Genomic DNA, 15131 nt, shown 5'->3' with positions numbered 1-15131 from the left:
GTTCGCGTAGCCCGGTCAACGCCTCCCGGCCAGCTTCGCTCCCCCGCCTCGTGCAACGCAGCATTCCGCAGATGCAACCGTCTCCGAACTGCGCTAATTTGCGGCATCATGACTCGACGTACCGGCAGCGCCGATCTTCCCTTGCACACTGGACGAGTTCCGCCATGGCTCGCGAGCCGCATGGCCTCGCTCGGATCGATCGTCACGCAGGCGATCGTGCATCATTACGGCCGCGACGCGTTTCTCCAGCGGCTGTCGCATCCCTTCTGGTTCCAGTCGTTTGGCGCCGTGATGGGAATGGACTGGCACTCCTCCGGTATCACCACGTCCGTGATCGGCGCGCTGAAGCGCGGACTCGGACCGCTTCAGGATGAGCTCGGCATTTATGTGTGCGGCGGCCGCGGCCAGCATTCGCGCAAGACGCCGGACGAGTTGATGCAGCTCGGCGACCGCGTCGGCTTCGACAGCGCAAAGCTGACCCGCGCCAGCCGTTTGGTGGCGAAGGTCGACAGCGCGGCCGTGCAGGACGGCTTCGACCTCTATCTGCATGGCTTCTTCGTCACCGCCGACGCGAAATGGACGGTGGTGCAGCAGGGCATGAACGGCGACAAGCGGCAGGCCCGCCGCTATCACTGGCACTCCGAGGCGCTGAAGAGCTTCGTCGATGCGCCGCACAGCGCGATCGACGGCCCGCAACAGGGGGAGATCGTCAATCTCACCGACCATCGCGCCGACACATCGCGAAGCGCGCAACTCGAACTGCTCTCCGGTCTCGGCCCGGATCGTATCCTCACCGAATTCGAACGGCTCACCGGGACCGCGCCCGAGCCTGCGCAGGCCATGCTGCCGCATTTGATCATGCCCGCGCATCACGATGTCCGGCCGAAGGATGTGTTCGCGCGCCGCCTCCACGGCACCCTCGCCGCAGCCGCCGAACGCGGCCCGGTCGATTTCCCGGAACTGTTGCTGACGCCTGGGGTCGGAGCACGCACCGTGCGCTCGCTCGCGATGGTCGCGGAGGTCGTGCACGGCGCACCTTATCGCTTCAAGGATCCCGCGCGCTTCTCGCTCGCCCATGGCGGCAAGGACCGGCACCCCTATCCCGTCCCGATCAAGGTCTATGACGAGACCATCCGCGTCCTGAAGGACGCAATCCAGAACGCAAAGCTCGGACGTGACGAGGAGGTGCAGGCGATCAAGCGCCTGGACGATCAGGCCCGGCGGCTGGAACGCACCGCCAGCGGACCGTCGGTCGAGACCATCATCGCCGGCGAGCGCGCCGCCTCACCCGATCTCGACGGCCGCTCCGTATTCGGCTGGGAGAGAGATCTTGTCGCCGCGAAGAAGTTGACGGGCCCTTGACGGCGCTTAATCTTCGGGCTCCTCGTCACCCGTGAGCCGCATGTGGCCACCGCCAGGTTTTGTCTCGCAGTCGCATGAGGATATAGCGATCGCGGTTCCCCTTAACTTGCGAGCAGCCGCTCGGCATTGCTCCCGGCTGGCTGACGCCCATCACGTGCGTCAGCGCCACGGGCAATTGCGCAATCATGCGAATTCCCGGCCGTCGCCGCCAGCGGACCTCGGCGGGATCGACGGCGAGACCAAGTTTCGGCCACCGCACGAACAGTGCTTCCAGCGCGCAGGTCGCCTCGATGCGCGCGAGCTGATGGCCGAGGCAGAAATGGATTCCCGTTCCGAACGACATGTGACGGTTCGGCTTGCGTTCCAGATCGAGGCTATCGGGACGATCATGCACCGCCGGATCCATGTTGGCGGCGGCGAGCATCACCATGACACGGTCGCCCTTCTTCAGACGCACGCCTTCGACCTCGACGTCCCGCCGCACATAGCGCGGCTTTGAAAATTGCACCGGCGAGACAAAACGCAGGAACTCCTCGACGGCGAGCCCCGCGCGACTCCAGTCCTGCTCCAGCCAGTCGCGCAAGTCCGGACGTCGGAGCAGCTCGTAGGCGGATCCGCTGATGAGATGCGTGGTCGTCTCGGAGCCGGCCGCGAGTAGCAGAAAGACCATCGAGACCATCTCATCCGGCGTGATCTGGGCCCCTTCGCGCTCGACCTGGACCAATTCGGCAATCAGGCCCTCCCCGCCCTGCACGCGCGCGGCCCGCAATTGCTGTTCGAGATAGGCCCTCATCTTGCGAAAGGTCCACAGCAAGCGGAAGAAGCCGACGACGTTGGTCAGCGAGGACATCGCGTTGCCCCAGGCGATGAATTTGGGCCGGTCGGCCAGAGGCAGTCCCAGTAGCTCGGAGATCACTGCGAGCGGCAGGATTCGCGCGTAGCGCTGGACCAGATCGGCTGTACGTCCCTCCGCGAACAGCTCGTCGGCCAGGCCGTCGGCAATATTGCGGATGCGCGGCTCCATCGCGACGATGGCACGGCGGCGAAAGGCCTCGTCCACAATGCTGCGGAGCCTGGTATGGTCAGGTTCGTCCATCGTCAGCATGTTGTTGGCGACGGTCCTGACGTAGCTCGGCATCCACCAGCGCAGACCCGCGACGTCGCCGTCCTCCTTGCGCAGCGTGAAGGTCGCGCCGTCCTTCAGAACCTGTGCCGTCGCGTCATGGGTCGTGGTGATCCAGACATCGCCGACCAGGGGAAATCGCGTCGCGACGAGAGGACCTGACATGCGCAACGCCGCGATCGCCTTGGGCGGATCGCGGAAGAAGGCCTCGCTGGTGAAATCGAGGCGTACTGTCATGGGATCACCGGAGTGATTATTGGCGTCTCACCCAGATGGTATGGACGGACCGACGCGCAAGGGGGGCGGAACTCGCGCGAGGAGACGACCTATCCGCCTCCCGGCGAACGCTGCCCCGTCTTGCGCTGCTGCTGCGTGTATGCGTCCCAATGACTCCAACTGCCATTGCTGAGGCTCTGCAGGTCGGTGCCGAGCGGACGGCGCGTGCGCTTGTCGTGATCGGCGATGACGCGCTCGGACTGCGCGATCTTGCGCTTGAGTTCCGCGACCGTCTTCTGGGTCTGGCCGTTCCGCTTCGAGGAGGCGATCTCGCCCATCGTGAAGCGCGCGGTCTCGAGCGCCTTCAACTCGGCGCGGTTCTTCTTCAACTGGACCCGGTGCCAGGCGATGTTGCTGTCGCTGTCCGCAACCATGTGGGAACTCCGCTGATTCGCTCCCACAGTGTATCAAGCGCCGAATCGGCGCCGCAACGCCCGCCAGACGGCGAAACTACGGTCTTATCGGGCAAGATTGGGGATCAGCGCTCGGCAAAGGCCTTTTCGACCACGAATTGGGCCGGCTCACCGTGATTGCCCTCGATGAAGCCGCGTTCGCCGAGGAGCACGCGGGTGTCTGCGACAAGGGCCGGGCTGCCGCAGATCATGACGCGGTCATGGGCGGCCTCCAGTGCCGGCAGGCCGATATCGGCGAACAGCTTGCCGGAAGTGATGAGATCGGTGATGCGGCCGCGGTTGCGGAAGGGATCGCGGGTCACGGTCGGGTAGTAGATCAGCTGGTTCTGGATGTACTCGCCGATCAGTTCGTCCTTCGGCAGCGTCTCCGTGATCATCTCGCCATAAGCGAGTTCCTTGACGTGCCGGCAGCCGTGCAGCAGCACGACCTTCTCGAACCGCTCGTAGGTCTCGGGGTCCTTGATCACGCTCAGGAACGGCGCAAGGCCGGTGCCGGTGCCGATCAAATAGAGGTTGCGCCCCTCCTCCAGATTGTCGATCACCAGCGTGCCGGTGGCCTTGCGGCTGACGATGATCTCGTCGCCTTCCTTCAGGTGCTGGAGCCGCGAGGTCAGCGGACCGTCCTGCACCTTGATCGAGAAGAATTCCAGCGTGTCCTCGTAATTGGCGCTGGCGACGCTATAGGCCCGCAGCAACGGCTTCTCGCCGACCTTGAGCCCGATCATGGTGAATTCGCCGTTACGGAAGCGGAAGGTCGGGCTGCGCGTGGTCTTGAAGGAGAACAGCGTGTCGGTCCAGTGGTGGACGCTCAAAACGCTTTCCTGATTGAAATTGCTCATCTCACCTATCCGTGTCGCGTCAATGCGGTTGTCGAGGCGGGCAGCTATGCGTCGTTTGTACACGATCATTCGTATACTAATGAATAATCCCGCTTGCTCCCGCGGTCAAGGCTGCCCAAGATCGGAAGCGTTGCAGTTAAGGACAAGGACCCCTCCATGGCGCATGACGCACCCCAGGCCACCGGACCGTCGAAACTCGTGATCCGGAACATCGGCCTGATCCTCTCCGGCGCGCTGGAAAAGCCGATCCTGGACGGCGACACCATCGTCGCCGAGAACGGCAAGATCACCGCGATCGGCCGCTACAAGGACCTCAACACCGAAGGCGCAACCACCATCGTCGACGCCAACGGCACGACGGTGACCCCCGGCCTGATCGATAGCCACGTCCACCCCGTCGCGGGCGACTGGACACCGCGGCAGAACCAGACCGGCTGGATCGACAGCTCGCTCCATGGCGGTATCACCACCATGATCTCGGCGGGTGAAGTGCACATGCCCGGCCGCCCCCGCGACGTCGTGGGTCTGAAGGCCATGGCGATCTTCGCCCAGCGCGCGTTCTGGACCTTGCGTCCGGGCGGCGTGAAGGTTCATGCCGGCGCGCCCGTCATCGAATGCGAGATGGTCGAGGAGGACTTCAAGGAATTGGCGGCCGCCGGCGTCAAGCTGCTCGGCGAAGTCGGCCTTGGTGGCGTGAAGGACGGACCCACTGCACGAAAGATGGTCGGCTGGGCACGCAAGTATGGCATCCAGAGCACGATCCACACCGGCGGCCCCTCGATCCCTGGCTCCGGCCTGATCGACAAGGACGTGGTGCTGGAGGCCGACACCGACGTGGTCGGCCATATCAATGGCGGACACACCGCCCTGCCCGACGACCAGATCCGCTGCATTTGCGAGGGCTGCAAGCGCGGGCTGGAGATCGTTCACAACGGTAACGAGCGCTCGGCGCTCTACACGCTGCGCATCGCGCGCGAGATGGGCGACCTGCATCGCGTCATCCTGGGCACTGACGGGCCGGCCGGCTCCGGCGTGCAGCCGCTCGGCATTTTGCGCATGGTCTCGATGTTGTCTTCGATTGGCGAGCTGCCGGCCGAGATCGCGTTCTGCCTCGCCACCGGCAACACGGCGCGGATGCGGCAGCTCGACTGCGGCCTGATCGAGGTCGGCCGCGCCGCCGATTTCGTCATCATGGACAAGGCGCAGCACTCTCCCGGCAAGACCATCCTCGAGAGCGTGCAGCTCGGCGACCTCCCCGGCATCGGCATGACCATCATCGACGGCATCGTGCGCACCCAGCGCAGCCGCAATACGCCGCCCGCCGGTAGGGTGCCGGAAATCGTGGCGAAGTGACGCAGCCGGAACGACCCTCCGCTCCGCATCGCCCCTCGATGGCGTTGAACAAGTCTGCGGCCTGCTGCGTCTAACGCAGGCAGCCCTCGGTGGCGGCAGTTCATTGCTGGACCATCGGGGGAGACATGAAGAACTCATCACGGATAGCCGTCGGCGTTGCCGGCGCGGTGGCGGGTTATGTCGCGAGTTTCGTGCTGCTTTCTCTGTTCGATTTCGGCAACCGGGCGGATCCCATAACAGCGGGGCTTGTGGGACTTTTCGTTTACTCTCCCATCGGCGCGATCGCCGGAGCGGTGTTTGCCAACTGGCTGGTGACGCGTTCGGGCACGGACACCAGCAATGGCAACGTCGCGCGCAACAGCCTGAAGTCGCTGGGCGTTGTCGTCCTGCTCTGCGCCGCCGGGATCGGCATCTACATTGCCTACGCCTATGCGACTGCGACGCCCTGGCTCAACCGCAACGGCGCCAATCCCCTGCTCGTATTCGAGGTCCGTTTTCCGGCGGGGATCGCGGTGCCGACATCAGCCCAGGGCATCGAACTGCAGACCGACCTCAATACAATGCCTGGCGAAGTGACCCCGGCCGCCTTTCATCGTGACGGCGACCAGCCCGTCATCGCAGGCGAGGTCGAGCTCGCGTTTCGAACCTCGCACCGGCAGCTCGCCGTGAACATCCAGGGCCAACCGAGCCGTATCTATCCGATCGATTTGAGCGCCCGGGCGCCGCATACGCCGGAGTTCGGAACGTGGCGGCGGCTCGGCGACGGCAGCGAAATCCGCTACCGCGCCAAATGGCCGGGACAGACGTAAGGGATCAGCGCTTCTTCGCAATCTCACAACGCACATAGGTCTGGCGCTTGGCCTGCCCGACCGGTCCGTTGTCCATCACCAGCTTGCCGTCCGTCGCGATGGAGACCCGGGGAGTGGAGCGAAACTTCTCGCCCTCGCCTTCGCAGGCGAGCTTCATCTTCCAGCCGAGCTTTCCGTCAGCGGTGATCTCGCTGGCGCGGCACCGTGTCTCGTACCAATACAACCGATTGCCGCCTTCGATGCTCATGCGGTTGGGGCTGTCGTCGTCGCGGCAGTCTTTTTTGGTGGACGCCCAGAAGCCCTCGTAGGGTTGGGCGGCAAAGGCGGGCGCGCATGCGCCCGCCACCGCCGCACCTAGACTCAAGACCAATGCAAATTTCGTGGCGGCTCTCATGACTAAAGACCTCGACAAACCCCTCATCGAGGTTAGTCGCCAATTCTCGCAGCTTGTTCAACTGTCGTAGGATGGGCAAGGGCGCGAAGCGCCGTGCCCACGATCTCTTCCTGACTGAGAAAGATGGTGGGCACGCTTCCGCCTTCGCTCTGCGAGCTACGGCGGACGAGCCGTTTTGCCCACCCTACGAGACCGTCAACGGCACCGTCACCGCAGCTTGTTCAACAGCGCCATCAGCATCTCGCGCTCCTTGGGCTCGAGCGGCGCCAGCGTCTCGCGCGTGATGGCGAGCGCGTTCGGCGCGACCTTCTCCGAAAGCTGCTGACCCGCACGCGTCAGGCTGACAAGGAGCCGCCGACCGTCCTCGGGATCCTGGCTGGTCTCGGTCAATCCGCGCGCGGTCAGTCGGTCGATCACGCCCTTGATGGTCGCGACGTCCATCGCCGTCAGCCGGCCAAGCTGGTTCTGCGAGCACGGCCCGGTCTCGGCGAGTTTCGACAATGCCGCCCACTGCGTCGGCGTCAGATTGGTGCCGATATCGCGGGAGAAGATCGAGCTGTGGCGCTGCCAGACCTGGCGCAGGATGAAGCCGACCTGCTCGTCGAGCACGTAAGGCGGTTTTCCCGGCTTGACGCTCTTCTTCGCCGTGACGCTTCTCGCCATCCGTTCGCAGCCCTTTTTTGCCGTCACAACGACAGATGCGCGTCGCGGATATCAGGACGCGCATCGAGCTCGGCCATGGTGCCGCCGAAGCAGATGCGGCCGCGCTCGATGATGTAGGCGCGATCCGAGATCAGCCGCGCGAAATGCAAATTCTGCTCGGAGACGACGATGCTGACGCCCTCCTTCTTCATGGTGAGGATGGCATCGACCATCTGCTCCACGATCTTAGGAGACAGGCCCTCCGAGGGCTCGTCCAGCAGCACCAGCGACGGATTGCCCATCAGGGTGCGCGCAATCGTCAGCATCTGCTGCTCGCCGCCGCTCATGCGGCCGCCGGGGCGGTTCTTCATCTCGCCGAGATTCGGAAACAGCGCGAACAGCTTTTCGCGCGTCCAGTATGGTGCGTTCGGACGCTTGGGCTGCTTGCCGACTTCGAGATTCTCCTCCACCGTCAGGTCGGTGAAGATGCGCCGTTCCTCCGGCACATAGCCGAGCCCCTCGCGCACGATTTCGTGCGTCGGACGCAGCGAGACGTCCTTGCCCTCGAACATGATGCGGCCGGAGCGTTGCGCCACGAGCCCGACGATCGAGCGGAACGTGGTCGACTTGCCGGCGCCGTTGCGCCCAAGCAGCGCAACGACCTCGCCCTCGCCGACCTCGAAGCCGATGTCGAACAGGATATGCGCCGGGCCATAATGGCTGTTGAGGCCCTCGACGGTGAGCTTCATATTGATGCTCCCTCGCGATGGCGGGCATCGTAGACGAGGCCTTCGCCGAGATAGACCGCCTGCACCTGCGGATTGCCGCGCACCTCGGCCGGCGTCCCCTCGGCGATCAGCGTCCCTCGATTCAGCACGATGATGCGGTCGGCATGCTCGAACACCACGTCCATGTCGTGCTCAGTGAAGAGCACGCCGATCGACTTTTCGCGCGCAATTTGAGCCGTGAGCCGCATCAAATCGACACGCTCGCGCGGCGCCATGCCGGCGGTCGGCTCGTCCATCAGGAGCAGCTTTGGCTGGTTGGCGAGCGCCACCGCAAGCTCGAGCCGCTTGAGGTCGCCGTAAGCCAGCTCGCCGCAAGGACGATCCGCGTAACCACCCATGCCGACCAGCTCGAGCAGCCGCCCAGCTTCGCCGCGTTCGAACTTCGGCGCCGAGCCGAACAGATTGAACAGCTGTTTGCCATGTGAGATCAGCGCGACCTGCACGTTCTCGCGCACCGTCATGGTGGCGAAAGTCGCGGTGATCTGGAAGGTGCGCCCGACGCCCATGCGCCAGATCTCGCGTGGCTTCTTGCCGGTGGTCTCTTCCCCGAGCAGTCGGACCTGCCCGGTATCAGGCTGGTTCTGGCCGTTGAGCATGTCGAAACAGGTGCTCTTGCCGGCGCCGTTCGGCCCGATCAGCGCCAGGATCTCGCCGGCGCGCAGCGAGAACGAAACGCCGCGCACGGCATGGATGCCGCCATAGGATTTGGTCAGACCTTCGACCGCGAGAAGTGGGGGTGCAACGCTCATTCGGCGGACTCGATCGGCTTGGCAAGCAGAGATGATCCCGGCGGCGAGGACTTCCTGCGCCGCTGCGCCAGCATTTCCAGCATGCCGACGATGCCCTTGGGAAAGACCACGACGATCAGCATGATGAAGCCGCCGAGCACGAGCTTCGACAGGTCGGTCTGGCTTATCAGCCAGATGCTCAAAGCCTTGTAGACGATGGCGCCGATCACCGCGCCCGACACCGTTTCGACGCCGCCCAGCAGCACCATGACCAGCGCATCGACCGAGAGCGAGATACCGAGATTGTCAGGAAAGACGCTCCCCTTCAGATAGGCGAACAGCGCACCGCCGATGCCGGCGGTCGTGCCCGCGATCACGAACGCCGTCCACTGGATGCGCTTGGCATTGATGCCGATCGCCTCGCTGCGCAACAGCGAGTCGCGCGTGGCCCGAAGCGCGTAGCCGAACGGCGAGAACACCATGGCCCGCAGCGCGATGGTCACCAGCGCCGCAACGCCGAGCGCCAGCCAATAGAAGTGCGACGGGCTCCCCGCCCATTTTTCCGGCCAGACGCCCAATATGCCGTTGTCGCCGCCGGTGACGCTCACCCATTGGAACGCGATCGACCAGACGATCTGCGCGAAGGCGAGCGTCAGCATCGCGAAGTAGACACCGGATAGCTGCACGGCGAAGAAGCCGAACACGGCGGCCCCCATGCAGCCCAGCAGCGGCCCGAGCAGCAGGCACACGATCATCGGCAGCCCCGCCATCTTGGCGAGGAAGGCAACGCCGTAGGCACCGAGGCCGAAATAGGCGGCATGGCCGAAGGACGCGAGCCCGCCGACTGACATCAGGAAGTGCAGGCTGACGGCGAAGATCACGAAGATCGCGATCTCGGAGCCGACGGTCAGCACGTAGTTGCCGGCGAACAGCGGCAGCGTCGCTGCGATCACGAGCGCCGCAAGCGCCAGCAGCCGCTCGTTCGACGTCAGCGGGCGCCATGGATTGACGGTAAGCCCGGGCGTCTTGCGCGCGGGCGCCTCCGGCTTGCCGAACAGCCCCCACGGCCGCACGATCAGCACCACCGCCATCACCAGGAAGACCAGGATGATGGAAATCTTCGGAAAGATCAGGATGCCGAAGGCATTGAGCTCGGAGACCAGCACCGCCGCGACGAAGGCGCCGACGATGCTGCCGAGGCCGCCGATCACGACGACCACGAAGACCTCGACGATGATGCGCAAATCCATGGCGTGGTGCACGGCATCGCGCGGAATCTGTAGCGCGCCGCCAAGCGCGGCCAGGAAGACGCCGACCGCGAACACGGACGTGAACAGCCATTTCTGATTGACGCCGAGTGCTGCGACCATGTCGCGGTCTTGCGTCGCCGCGCGCACCAGCACGCCCCAGCGCGTGCGCTGGAATAGCAGCCAGAGAATGCCGAGCACGACAGGGCCGAGCACGATCAGGAACAGATCATAGCTCGGGATGTTCTGGCCGAAGAAATCGATGGCGCCCCGAAAGCCCGGAGCGCGGCGGCCGACCAGATCGTCGGGCCCCCAGATCAACACCACGAGATCCTCGACCATCAAGGTCAGGCCGAAGGTCGCGAGCAGCTGGAACAGCTCCGGCGCATGATAGATGCGGCGAAGCAGCACCATCTCGACGAGCACGCCGATCAGCGCCACGGCAATCGCGGCCAGCACCATGCTGCCCCAGAAGCCGAACGCACCCGACAGACGCTCCGTCAGGGTGAAGGCAATATAGGCGCCGATCATGTAGAAGGCGCCATGCGCGAAATTCACGATCCGCGTCACGCCGAAGATGATCGACAGGCCCGAGGCCACCAGGAACAGCGACGCCGCGCTGGCGAGACCGGTCAGAAACTGTACGACGTAAAAGGCCATCGGCGGTCCGGGTTGGGTGTTGCATGCCACGGCAGGGCACGCGGGTCTTGGTTCACCTCTCCCCGCCTGCGGGGAGAGGGAGCTTCGTGGGGTGAGTTAGCCTTTCGACTGCGCGAAGCGCAGTTCGCTGGGCGTAACCCACCTCTTCTGGTTCTGAGAGTGTAGACCGTGGTGGGTTACGCCAAGCGGTCTGCGCTACGCGCAGTCCGCAGGGCTAACCCACCCTACGGCAGTGGTGATCAATTCTTCGGACGCAGCTTCTCGACCTCCGCATCGCTCGGCAGGTAGTCCGCGCCCTTCTTGTAGACCGAATCCACCATCACGCCCTTGCCGTCCTTCAGCGCGGTCTTGCCGACGAATGCGCCGAGAGTCGACTGATGGTCGATCTTGCGGAAGGTGATCTCACCGAACGGCGACGGCATTGAGATCCCCTCCGCCGCGGCGATCAGCTTCTCCGGATCGCTCGAGCCCGCCTTCGCCAGAATCGCGGCGGCCGCCTTGATGGTCTGGTAGCCGACGATCGAGCCGAGGCGCGGATAGTCGTTGTACTTGGCCTGGTAGGCCTTCAGGAACGCATCATGCTCTGGCGTCTTGATCGAGTACCAGGGATAGCCGGTGACGATCCAGCCCTCGGGCGTCTCATCCTTGAGCGGATCGAGATATTCGGGCTCGCCGGTCAGGAACGAGACAACCTCGCGGCCCTTGAACAGGCCGCGGGTATTGCCTTCGCGCACGAGCTTGACGAGGTCGGCGCCGAAGGTGACGTTGAGGATCGCCTCGGGATTGGCGGCGGCAACGGCCTGCACCACCGGACCCGCGTCGATCTTGCCCTGCGGCGGCCACTGCTCGTCGACCCACTGGATGTCAGGGCGCTTCTCCGACATCAGCTTCTTGAAGACGGCGACCGCGGACTGGCCGTATTCATAGTTCGGCGCGATGGTCGCCCAGCGTTTTGCGGGCAGCTTCGCGGCCGCCTCGACAAGCATCGCCGCCTGCATGTAGTTGGAGGGCCGCAGGCGGAAGGTGTACTTGTTGCCCTTGGACCAGGTGACGGCGTCCGTCAGCGGCTCGGCCGCGAGGAAGAACACCTTCTTCTGGTTGGCGAAGTCGCTGACGGCAAGGCCGATGTTCGACAGGAACGTACCCGTCAGCATCGCGACGCCCTCGCTCGACACCAGCTCATTCGCCGCGGTCTGCGCATCCGCCGGCTTGCCGCCGTCGTCCTTGGAGATCACAACCAGCTTCTTGCCGTTGATACCGCCGGCCGCGTTGATCTCTTCGACCGCGAGCTGCCAGCCCTTGCGATAGGGTTCGGTGAACGCCGGCAGCAGCGAATAACTGTTGATCTCGCCGATCTTGATGTCCTGCGCCACGGCCGAATGAGCCATGCCGCCCGCCAGAAGCGCAAAGGCCGCGCCGACGAAGTAATTTCTAGCTCGCATCCCAACCTCCAGTTTTGAACTCTCTTACGTCTTCTGCGTGATCTCATCGGAGAGGCTGTGCCCGCCTCCCGCTCCGAGTTCTATCTCAAACCGTCCTCGCCCTTTACTTCCGCAACCGTCAGCCCGCCGACGCGCGGCAGCGGACGGCCGCTGTCGGTCACGGCGACCGCGACCATGATCTCGTTGGCGCGCGGCGCGTCGTTGATCTGCACCTCCATGCCGTCGAAATGGCTCCGCACGAAGGCGGCATCCTTGTGCCCGAGCGGGATGTCGAGCGTCGTGCCCGGCCCGCTACGCTTCTTCGACGACGGGATCAGCGCCGCGCCCTTGCTCAGCACCTTGCGCACCGGCGCGCCCATCTTGGGATGGAGGATCGCGGCGGCATGCTCGAGCTCGCCGTTCTCGCCGACGGCGGCAGCTTTGCCGTAGCTCTGCGCCTTCGCGCCATCGATGCCGAGCGCCGCCACCGCGCGTTTCGACAAGAGCTCGCCCAGCTCCTCGCCGATCGCGATCAGCGGCGAGAGGTCCTCGACATATTTTCCGGCAAAGGGATTTTCGATGACGGCAATCGCCGCCGCGCGCCGGGTCGGCGGCGAGACCTGGCGGCCCATCTCCATCTGCGTCTCTTCGACGACGGTGACGATCTTGCGGATGATCGCGCTCATGCTTCGCTTCCCCGTTCAGGCACAGACCGCGTTCTCCAGCAGAAGCGGACGCGTTCGTTGCCGTTCAATTTCTTTCGGTCCGATGACAAGCATATCACCACAGAGCTGCAACACGGCACCCTCGATCAATCCGCGATCGAACAATTGTCGTGCACATTCCGCGCCAGATTCGAGTGCGGCGGCGATCTCCCCCAGCGACAATTCACCGACGCCGCGGGTGACGAGACACGCGCCGAGGTCGCTGTCGGGCTGAAGCTCGTTTGCTGGCATCCGAATGATGGCGGGATGCCCGGGCAGATCGACAGCGTTGGCTATGACGGTCGCAGCCGCATCGGCCTGCGACGCCGTCGCCGCCAGCACTGTCACGGCATCGGCAATGCCAAGCGAAAAGCTGCGGCCGTGCCGTCCGCTGGTCGCGATGCCGCGCACGGGATCATCGGCATCCACCCGCATCGTCCGCATCACGCCGTCGCGATCAGGTCGGTCCATCAGGCCGATGGAGAAATATTCGGCGTTAGCGAGATGAAGCGCAATGTCGCCACCGTTGTTCACATAGACGCGGTCCAGCGTCGCAGCACCGAGCATCGCGCCCAAAATCTCCTCCGCCACGCTGCCTGCCACCGCAGCCATCGGCGTGATGAAGCAATCGGCGGCAAATGGCGCGACAGCGGCGTGCATCCGACACGCAACCACGCCCTTCAGCGAAGTGCGCTTGCCGGCGGCGCTCCGCAGCTCCGGCAGTTCGGCGCAGAGTTCGTCGAGCAGCCCGGTCAACCGCCGTGCCGCGGCCTCGTAAGCCGCACGCACATCGTCCGCGCGTCCCCTCGCCTCAACGACCAGATCAATCGGACCATCCTGCAAATGCAGCCGCCGGCCATCAGACAGCAATGCGATTTGCGGGAGCCTCGTCATGACCGCGGTCCCGGGATCGGGTTCTGCCACGGCAGCTGACGCACATCGTCACCGGCCTGCACCTCGGCGAGCGGCTTCACGTAATCCATGTGACCGCCGAGCGCAGCGTAGTCGGACAGCTTCATCGTGAACTCGATCGGGGCGACCAGCGCCGGGGTCGGTACATAGCCGAACGCACCTGACGGCATCTGCGTCACGTCGACCATGTAGGTGATGCCGCCGCCCGGCCAGACATAGACCGGCGCGCCGCCGCTGGTGACGCGCGTCAGCGCATCCTTCACCGACCGTGTCAGCCGCACCGGATTGTCAGTGACGCCCGCGCGCAGCGAACCGCCAGCTCCTGCCATGAACAGCACCGTGCACAGCGCCGGCTCGCAATTCTCCTGGATGCGCTCGACCGAGAACTTCAGGTCGGCCGGCATCTCGGTTTCGACGGGCCTCAAGACCTCATCAAGCACATAATAGGACGAATGCTCGCCGGTGGTGGAGACCATCAGCATCGAGAGACCCGGCTTTGCTTCCTTGGCATCGAACGGCCCGAGGATCGCGAGTGGATCGGAGATGTTGGTCCCACCCCACCCCGTGCCGGGATCGGCGACCTGGAAATAGCGGCCGGGCGTCGAGCGCCGGCCCTTCATCTTGATGCCGGTGTCGGCGATGTCGAGCAGCTTGCCGGCCTGGTGCTCGCTCAGCACGCCGGTGATGTGGTCGTCGACCACAACGACCTCGTCGACCTTGCCGTGCCATTGCTTGGCGAACATGCCGATGGTCGCCGAGCCGCAGCCGACCCGCATGCGCTCTTCTTTCATGCCGTTGACGATCGGCGGCTGGCCGGCCTGCACCACCACGCTCGCACCGCCGTCGATGGTCAACTCCACCGCCTTGCAATTGGCGAGATCCATCAACGTGTCGCAGGTGACGCGGCCCTCCTTCTTGGAGCCGCCGGTCAGGTGATGCACGCCGCCGAGCGACAGCATCTGCGAACCGTATTCGCTGGTCGTGACGTGACCGACCGCCTCGCCCTGCGCGCGGACGGTGGCCGTCTCAGGCCCCAGATAGCGATCGGTGTCGATCTTCACCTTGATGCCGCAATAGGAGAAGATGCCCTCGGTGACGACAGTCACCATGTCGACGCCGTCGACCTCCGCAGAGACGATGAACGGCGCCGGCTTGTAGTCGGGATAGGTCGTGCCTGCGCCGATCGCGGTCACGAAGGTCGAGGGTTCGTGCACGATCTTGCCGTCCCAATCTTCGGTGCGGCTGAACGGGACCAGCTTGCCGCCATGCGAGACCGTGCGCTCCAGGATCACATGCGGATCGACGCGGACGAGCTTGCCGTCGTGGTTGGCGTAGCGGTCGCAGGCGCCCGCGGCGCCCGGCTTGATGTAGCACATCACCGGACAGGCATCGCAGCGGATCTTGTCGATAGCAGCGCTCGTCGTTTCCATCACCATGTCAGAGCCAGCGAGATCGCGGTT

General features: G+C 64.6%; 15 protein-coding genes. 3 read left to right on the top strand and 12 right to left on the bottom strand.

What is annotated here, in order from left to right; translation table 11 throughout:
- The first annotated feature begins 108 nt into the window (after window positions 1-108).
- Window positions 109-1362, top strand: coding sequence for a DUF763 domain-containing protein (locus tag CIT39_RS14165; protein ID WP_094974706.1), 1254 nt, complete (start codon window positions 109-111; stop codon window positions 1360-1362).
- A 25-nt stretch (window positions 1363-1387) separates the two neighbouring features.
- Here the strand turns inward: CIT39_RS14165 and CIT39_RS14160 are convergent, their stop codons facing one another.
- The 3 genes from CIT39_RS14160 to CIT39_RS14150 all read right to left on the bottom strand — a co-directional run bounded on the left by CIT39_RS14160 (window position 1388) and on the right by CIT39_RS14150 (window position 4013).
- Window positions 1388-2722 (bottom strand): cytochrome P450, encoded by a 1335-nt coding sequence (locus CIT39_RS14160; protein WP_244607578.1) that lies wholly within the window; start codon window positions 2720-2722, stop codon window positions 1388-1390.
- Between the two features lie 89 nt (window positions 2723-2811).
- Window positions 2812-3135: a hypothetical protein gene (locus CIT39_RS14155; protein ID WP_094974707.1), complete on the bottom strand. Its 324-nt coding sequence runs from the start codon at window positions 3133-3135 to the stop codon at window positions 2812-2814.
- Window positions 3136-3239: 104 nt separating this feature from the next.
- Window positions 3240-4013 carry a ferredoxin--NADP reductase gene (locus tag CIT39_RS14150; RefSeq protein WP_094974708.1) on the bottom strand — a complete coding sequence of 258 codons (774 nt, stop codon included), beginning with the start codon at window positions 4011-4013 and terminating at the stop codon, window positions 3240-3242.
- 156 nt (window positions 4014-4169) lie between these two features.
- Between CIT39_RS14150 and CIT39_RS14145 the strand changes: the two genes are divergently transcribed.
- Window positions 4170-5366, top strand: a complete 1197-nt coding sequence (locus CIT39_RS14145) for an amidohydrolase family protein (protein WP_094974709.1) — start codon at window positions 4170-4172, stop codon at window positions 5364-5366.
- Between the two features lie 125 nt (window positions 5367-5491).
- The gene (locus CIT39_RS14140) at window positions 5492-6175 is read left to right on the top strand and encodes a hypothetical protein (RefSeq protein ID WP_094974710.1); all 684 of its coding nucleotides are present in this window, start codon (window positions 5492-5494) and stop codon (window positions 6173-6175) included.
- A gap of 4 nt (window positions 6176-6179) precedes the next feature.
- Here the strand turns inward: CIT39_RS14140 and CIT39_RS14135 are convergent, their stop codons facing one another.
- The 9 genes from CIT39_RS14135 to CIT39_RS14095 form a co-directional block, all read right to left on the bottom strand.
- Window positions 6180-6569 carry a hypothetical protein gene (locus CIT39_RS14135; RefSeq protein WP_094974711.1) on the bottom strand — a complete coding sequence of 130 codons (390 nt, stop codon included), beginning with the start codon at window positions 6567-6569 and terminating at the stop codon, window positions 6180-6182.
- A gap of 207 nt (window positions 6570-6776) precedes the next feature.
- The gene (locus CIT39_RS14130; RefSeq protein WP_094974712.1) at window positions 6777-7232 is read right to left on the bottom strand and encodes a MarR family winged helix-turn-helix transcriptional regulator; all 456 of its coding nucleotides are present in this window, start codon (window positions 7230-7232) and stop codon (window positions 6777-6779) included.
- Window positions 7233-7255: 23 nt separating this feature from the next.
- Window positions 7256-7960 (bottom strand): ABC transporter ATP-binding protein, encoded by a 705-nt coding sequence (locus CIT39_RS14125; protein WP_094974713.1) that lies wholly within the window; start codon window positions 7958-7960, stop codon window positions 7256-7258.
- Window positions 7957-8748, bottom strand: coding sequence for an ABC transporter ATP-binding protein (locus tag CIT39_RS14120; RefSeq protein WP_094974714.1), 792 nt, complete (start codon window positions 8746-8748; stop codon window positions 7957-7959). Before CIT39_RS14120 ends, CIT39_RS14125 begins: the two co-directional genes overlap by 4 nt.
- The gene (locus CIT39_RS14115; protein ID WP_094974715.1) at window positions 8745-10634 is read right to left on the bottom strand and encodes an ABC transporter permease; all 1890 of its coding nucleotides are present in this window, start codon (window positions 10632-10634) and stop codon (window positions 8745-8747) included. Before CIT39_RS14115 ends, CIT39_RS14120 begins: the two co-directional genes overlap by 4 nt.
- Window positions 10635-10873: 239 nt before the next feature.
- Complete coding sequence (locus CIT39_RS14110) at window positions 10874-12076, bottom strand: ABC transporter substrate-binding protein (protein WP_094974716.1); 1203 nt, start codon at window positions 12074-12076, stop codon at window positions 10874-10876.
- An 80-nt stretch (window positions 12077-12156) separates the two neighbouring features.
- Window positions 12157-12741, bottom strand: coding sequence for an amino acid synthesis family protein (locus tag CIT39_RS14105; protein ID WP_027557295.1), 585 nt, complete (start codon window positions 12739-12741; stop codon window positions 12157-12159).
- A 15-nt stretch (window positions 12742-12756) separates the two neighbouring features.
- A complete protein-coding gene (locus CIT39_RS14100; protein ID WP_094974717.1) occupies window positions 12757-13653 on the bottom strand; it encodes a UPF0280 family protein in 897 nt (298 codons plus the stop codon).
- Window positions 13650-15107, bottom strand: coding sequence for a 6-hydroxynicotinate reductase (locus CIT39_RS14095; protein WP_094974718.1), 1458 nt, complete (start codon window positions 15105-15107; stop codon window positions 13650-13652). Before CIT39_RS14095 ends, CIT39_RS14100 begins: the two co-directional genes overlap by 4 nt.
- Between the last annotated feature and the right edge of the window lie 24 nt (window positions 15108-15131).

The sequence above is a fragment of the Bradyrhizobium symbiodeficiens genome, from assembly GCF_002266465.3.
Classification (GTDB): domain Bacteria; phylum Pseudomonadota; class Alphaproteobacteria; order Rhizobiales; family Xanthobacteraceae; genus Bradyrhizobium; species Bradyrhizobium symbiodeficiens.
The sequence above is the reverse complement of the archived record's forward strand: the minus strand, read 5'-3'. Positions and strand labels throughout refer to the sequence as shown.

What these genes read in the sequence shown, in the direction of transcription:
- CIT39_RS14125 (WP_094974713.1), bottom strand. Translation starts at nt 7,960, where the DNA reads ATGAAGCTCACCGTCGAGGGCCTCAACAGCCATTATGGCCCGGCGCAT.
- CIT39_RS14150 (WP_094974708.1), bottom strand. Translation starts at nt 4,013, where the DNA reads ATGAGCAATTTCAATCAGGAAAGCGTTTTGAGCGTCCACCACTGGACC.
- CIT39_RS14110 (WP_094974716.1), bottom strand. Translation starts at nt 12,076, where the DNA reads ATGCGAGCTAGAAATTACTTCGTCGGCGCGGCCTTTGCGCTTCTGGCG.
- CIT39_RS14100 (WP_094974717.1), bottom strand. Translation starts at nt 13,653, where the DNA reads ATGACGAGGCTCCCGCAAATCGCATTGCTGTCTGATGGCCGGCGGCTG.
- CIT39_RS14135 (WP_094974711.1), bottom strand. Translation starts at nt 6,569, where the DNA reads ATGAGAGCCGCCACGAAATTTGCATTGGTCTTGAGTCTAGGTGCGGCG.
- CIT39_RS14155 (WP_094974707.1), bottom strand. Translation starts at nt 3,135, where the DNA reads ATGGTTGCGGACAGCGACAGCAACATCGCCTGGCACCGGGTCCAGTTG.
- CIT39_RS14105 (WP_027557295.1), bottom strand. Translation starts at nt 12,741, where the DNA reads ATGAGCGCGATCATCCGCAAGATCGTCACCGTCGTCGAAGAGACGCAG.
- CIT39_RS14160 (WP_244607578.1), bottom strand. Translation starts at nt 2,722, where the DNA reads ATGACAGTACGCCTCGATTTCACCAGCGAGGCCTTCTTCCGCGATCCG.
- CIT39_RS14130 (WP_094974712.1), bottom strand. Translation starts at nt 7,232, where the DNA reads ATGGCGAGAAGCGTCACGGCGAAGAAGAGCGTCAAGCCGGGAAAACCG.
- CIT39_RS14140 (WP_094974710.1), top strand. Translation starts at nt 5,492, where the DNA reads ATGAAGAACTCATCACGGATAGCCGTCGGCGTTGCCGGCGCGGTGGCG.
- CIT39_RS14115 (WP_094974715.1), bottom strand. Translation starts at nt 10,634, where the DNA reads ATGGCCTTTTACGTCGTACAGTTTCTGACCGGTCTCGCCAGCGCGGCG.
- CIT39_RS14165 (WP_094974706.1), top strand. Translation starts at nt 109, where the DNA reads ATGACTCGACGTACCGGCAGCGCCGATCTTCCCTTGCACACTGGACGA.
- CIT39_RS14145 (WP_094974709.1), top strand. Translation starts at nt 4,170, where the DNA reads ATGGCGCATGACGCACCCCAGGCCACCGGACCGTCGAAACTCGTGATC.
- CIT39_RS14120 (WP_094974714.1), bottom strand. Translation starts at nt 8,748, where the DNA reads ATGAGCGTTGCACCCCCACTTCTCGCGGTCGAAGGTCTGACCAAATCC.
- CIT39_RS14095 (WP_094974718.1), bottom strand. Translation starts at nt 15,107, where the DNA reads ATGGTGATGGAAACGACGAGCGCTGCTATCGACAAGATCCGCTGCGAT.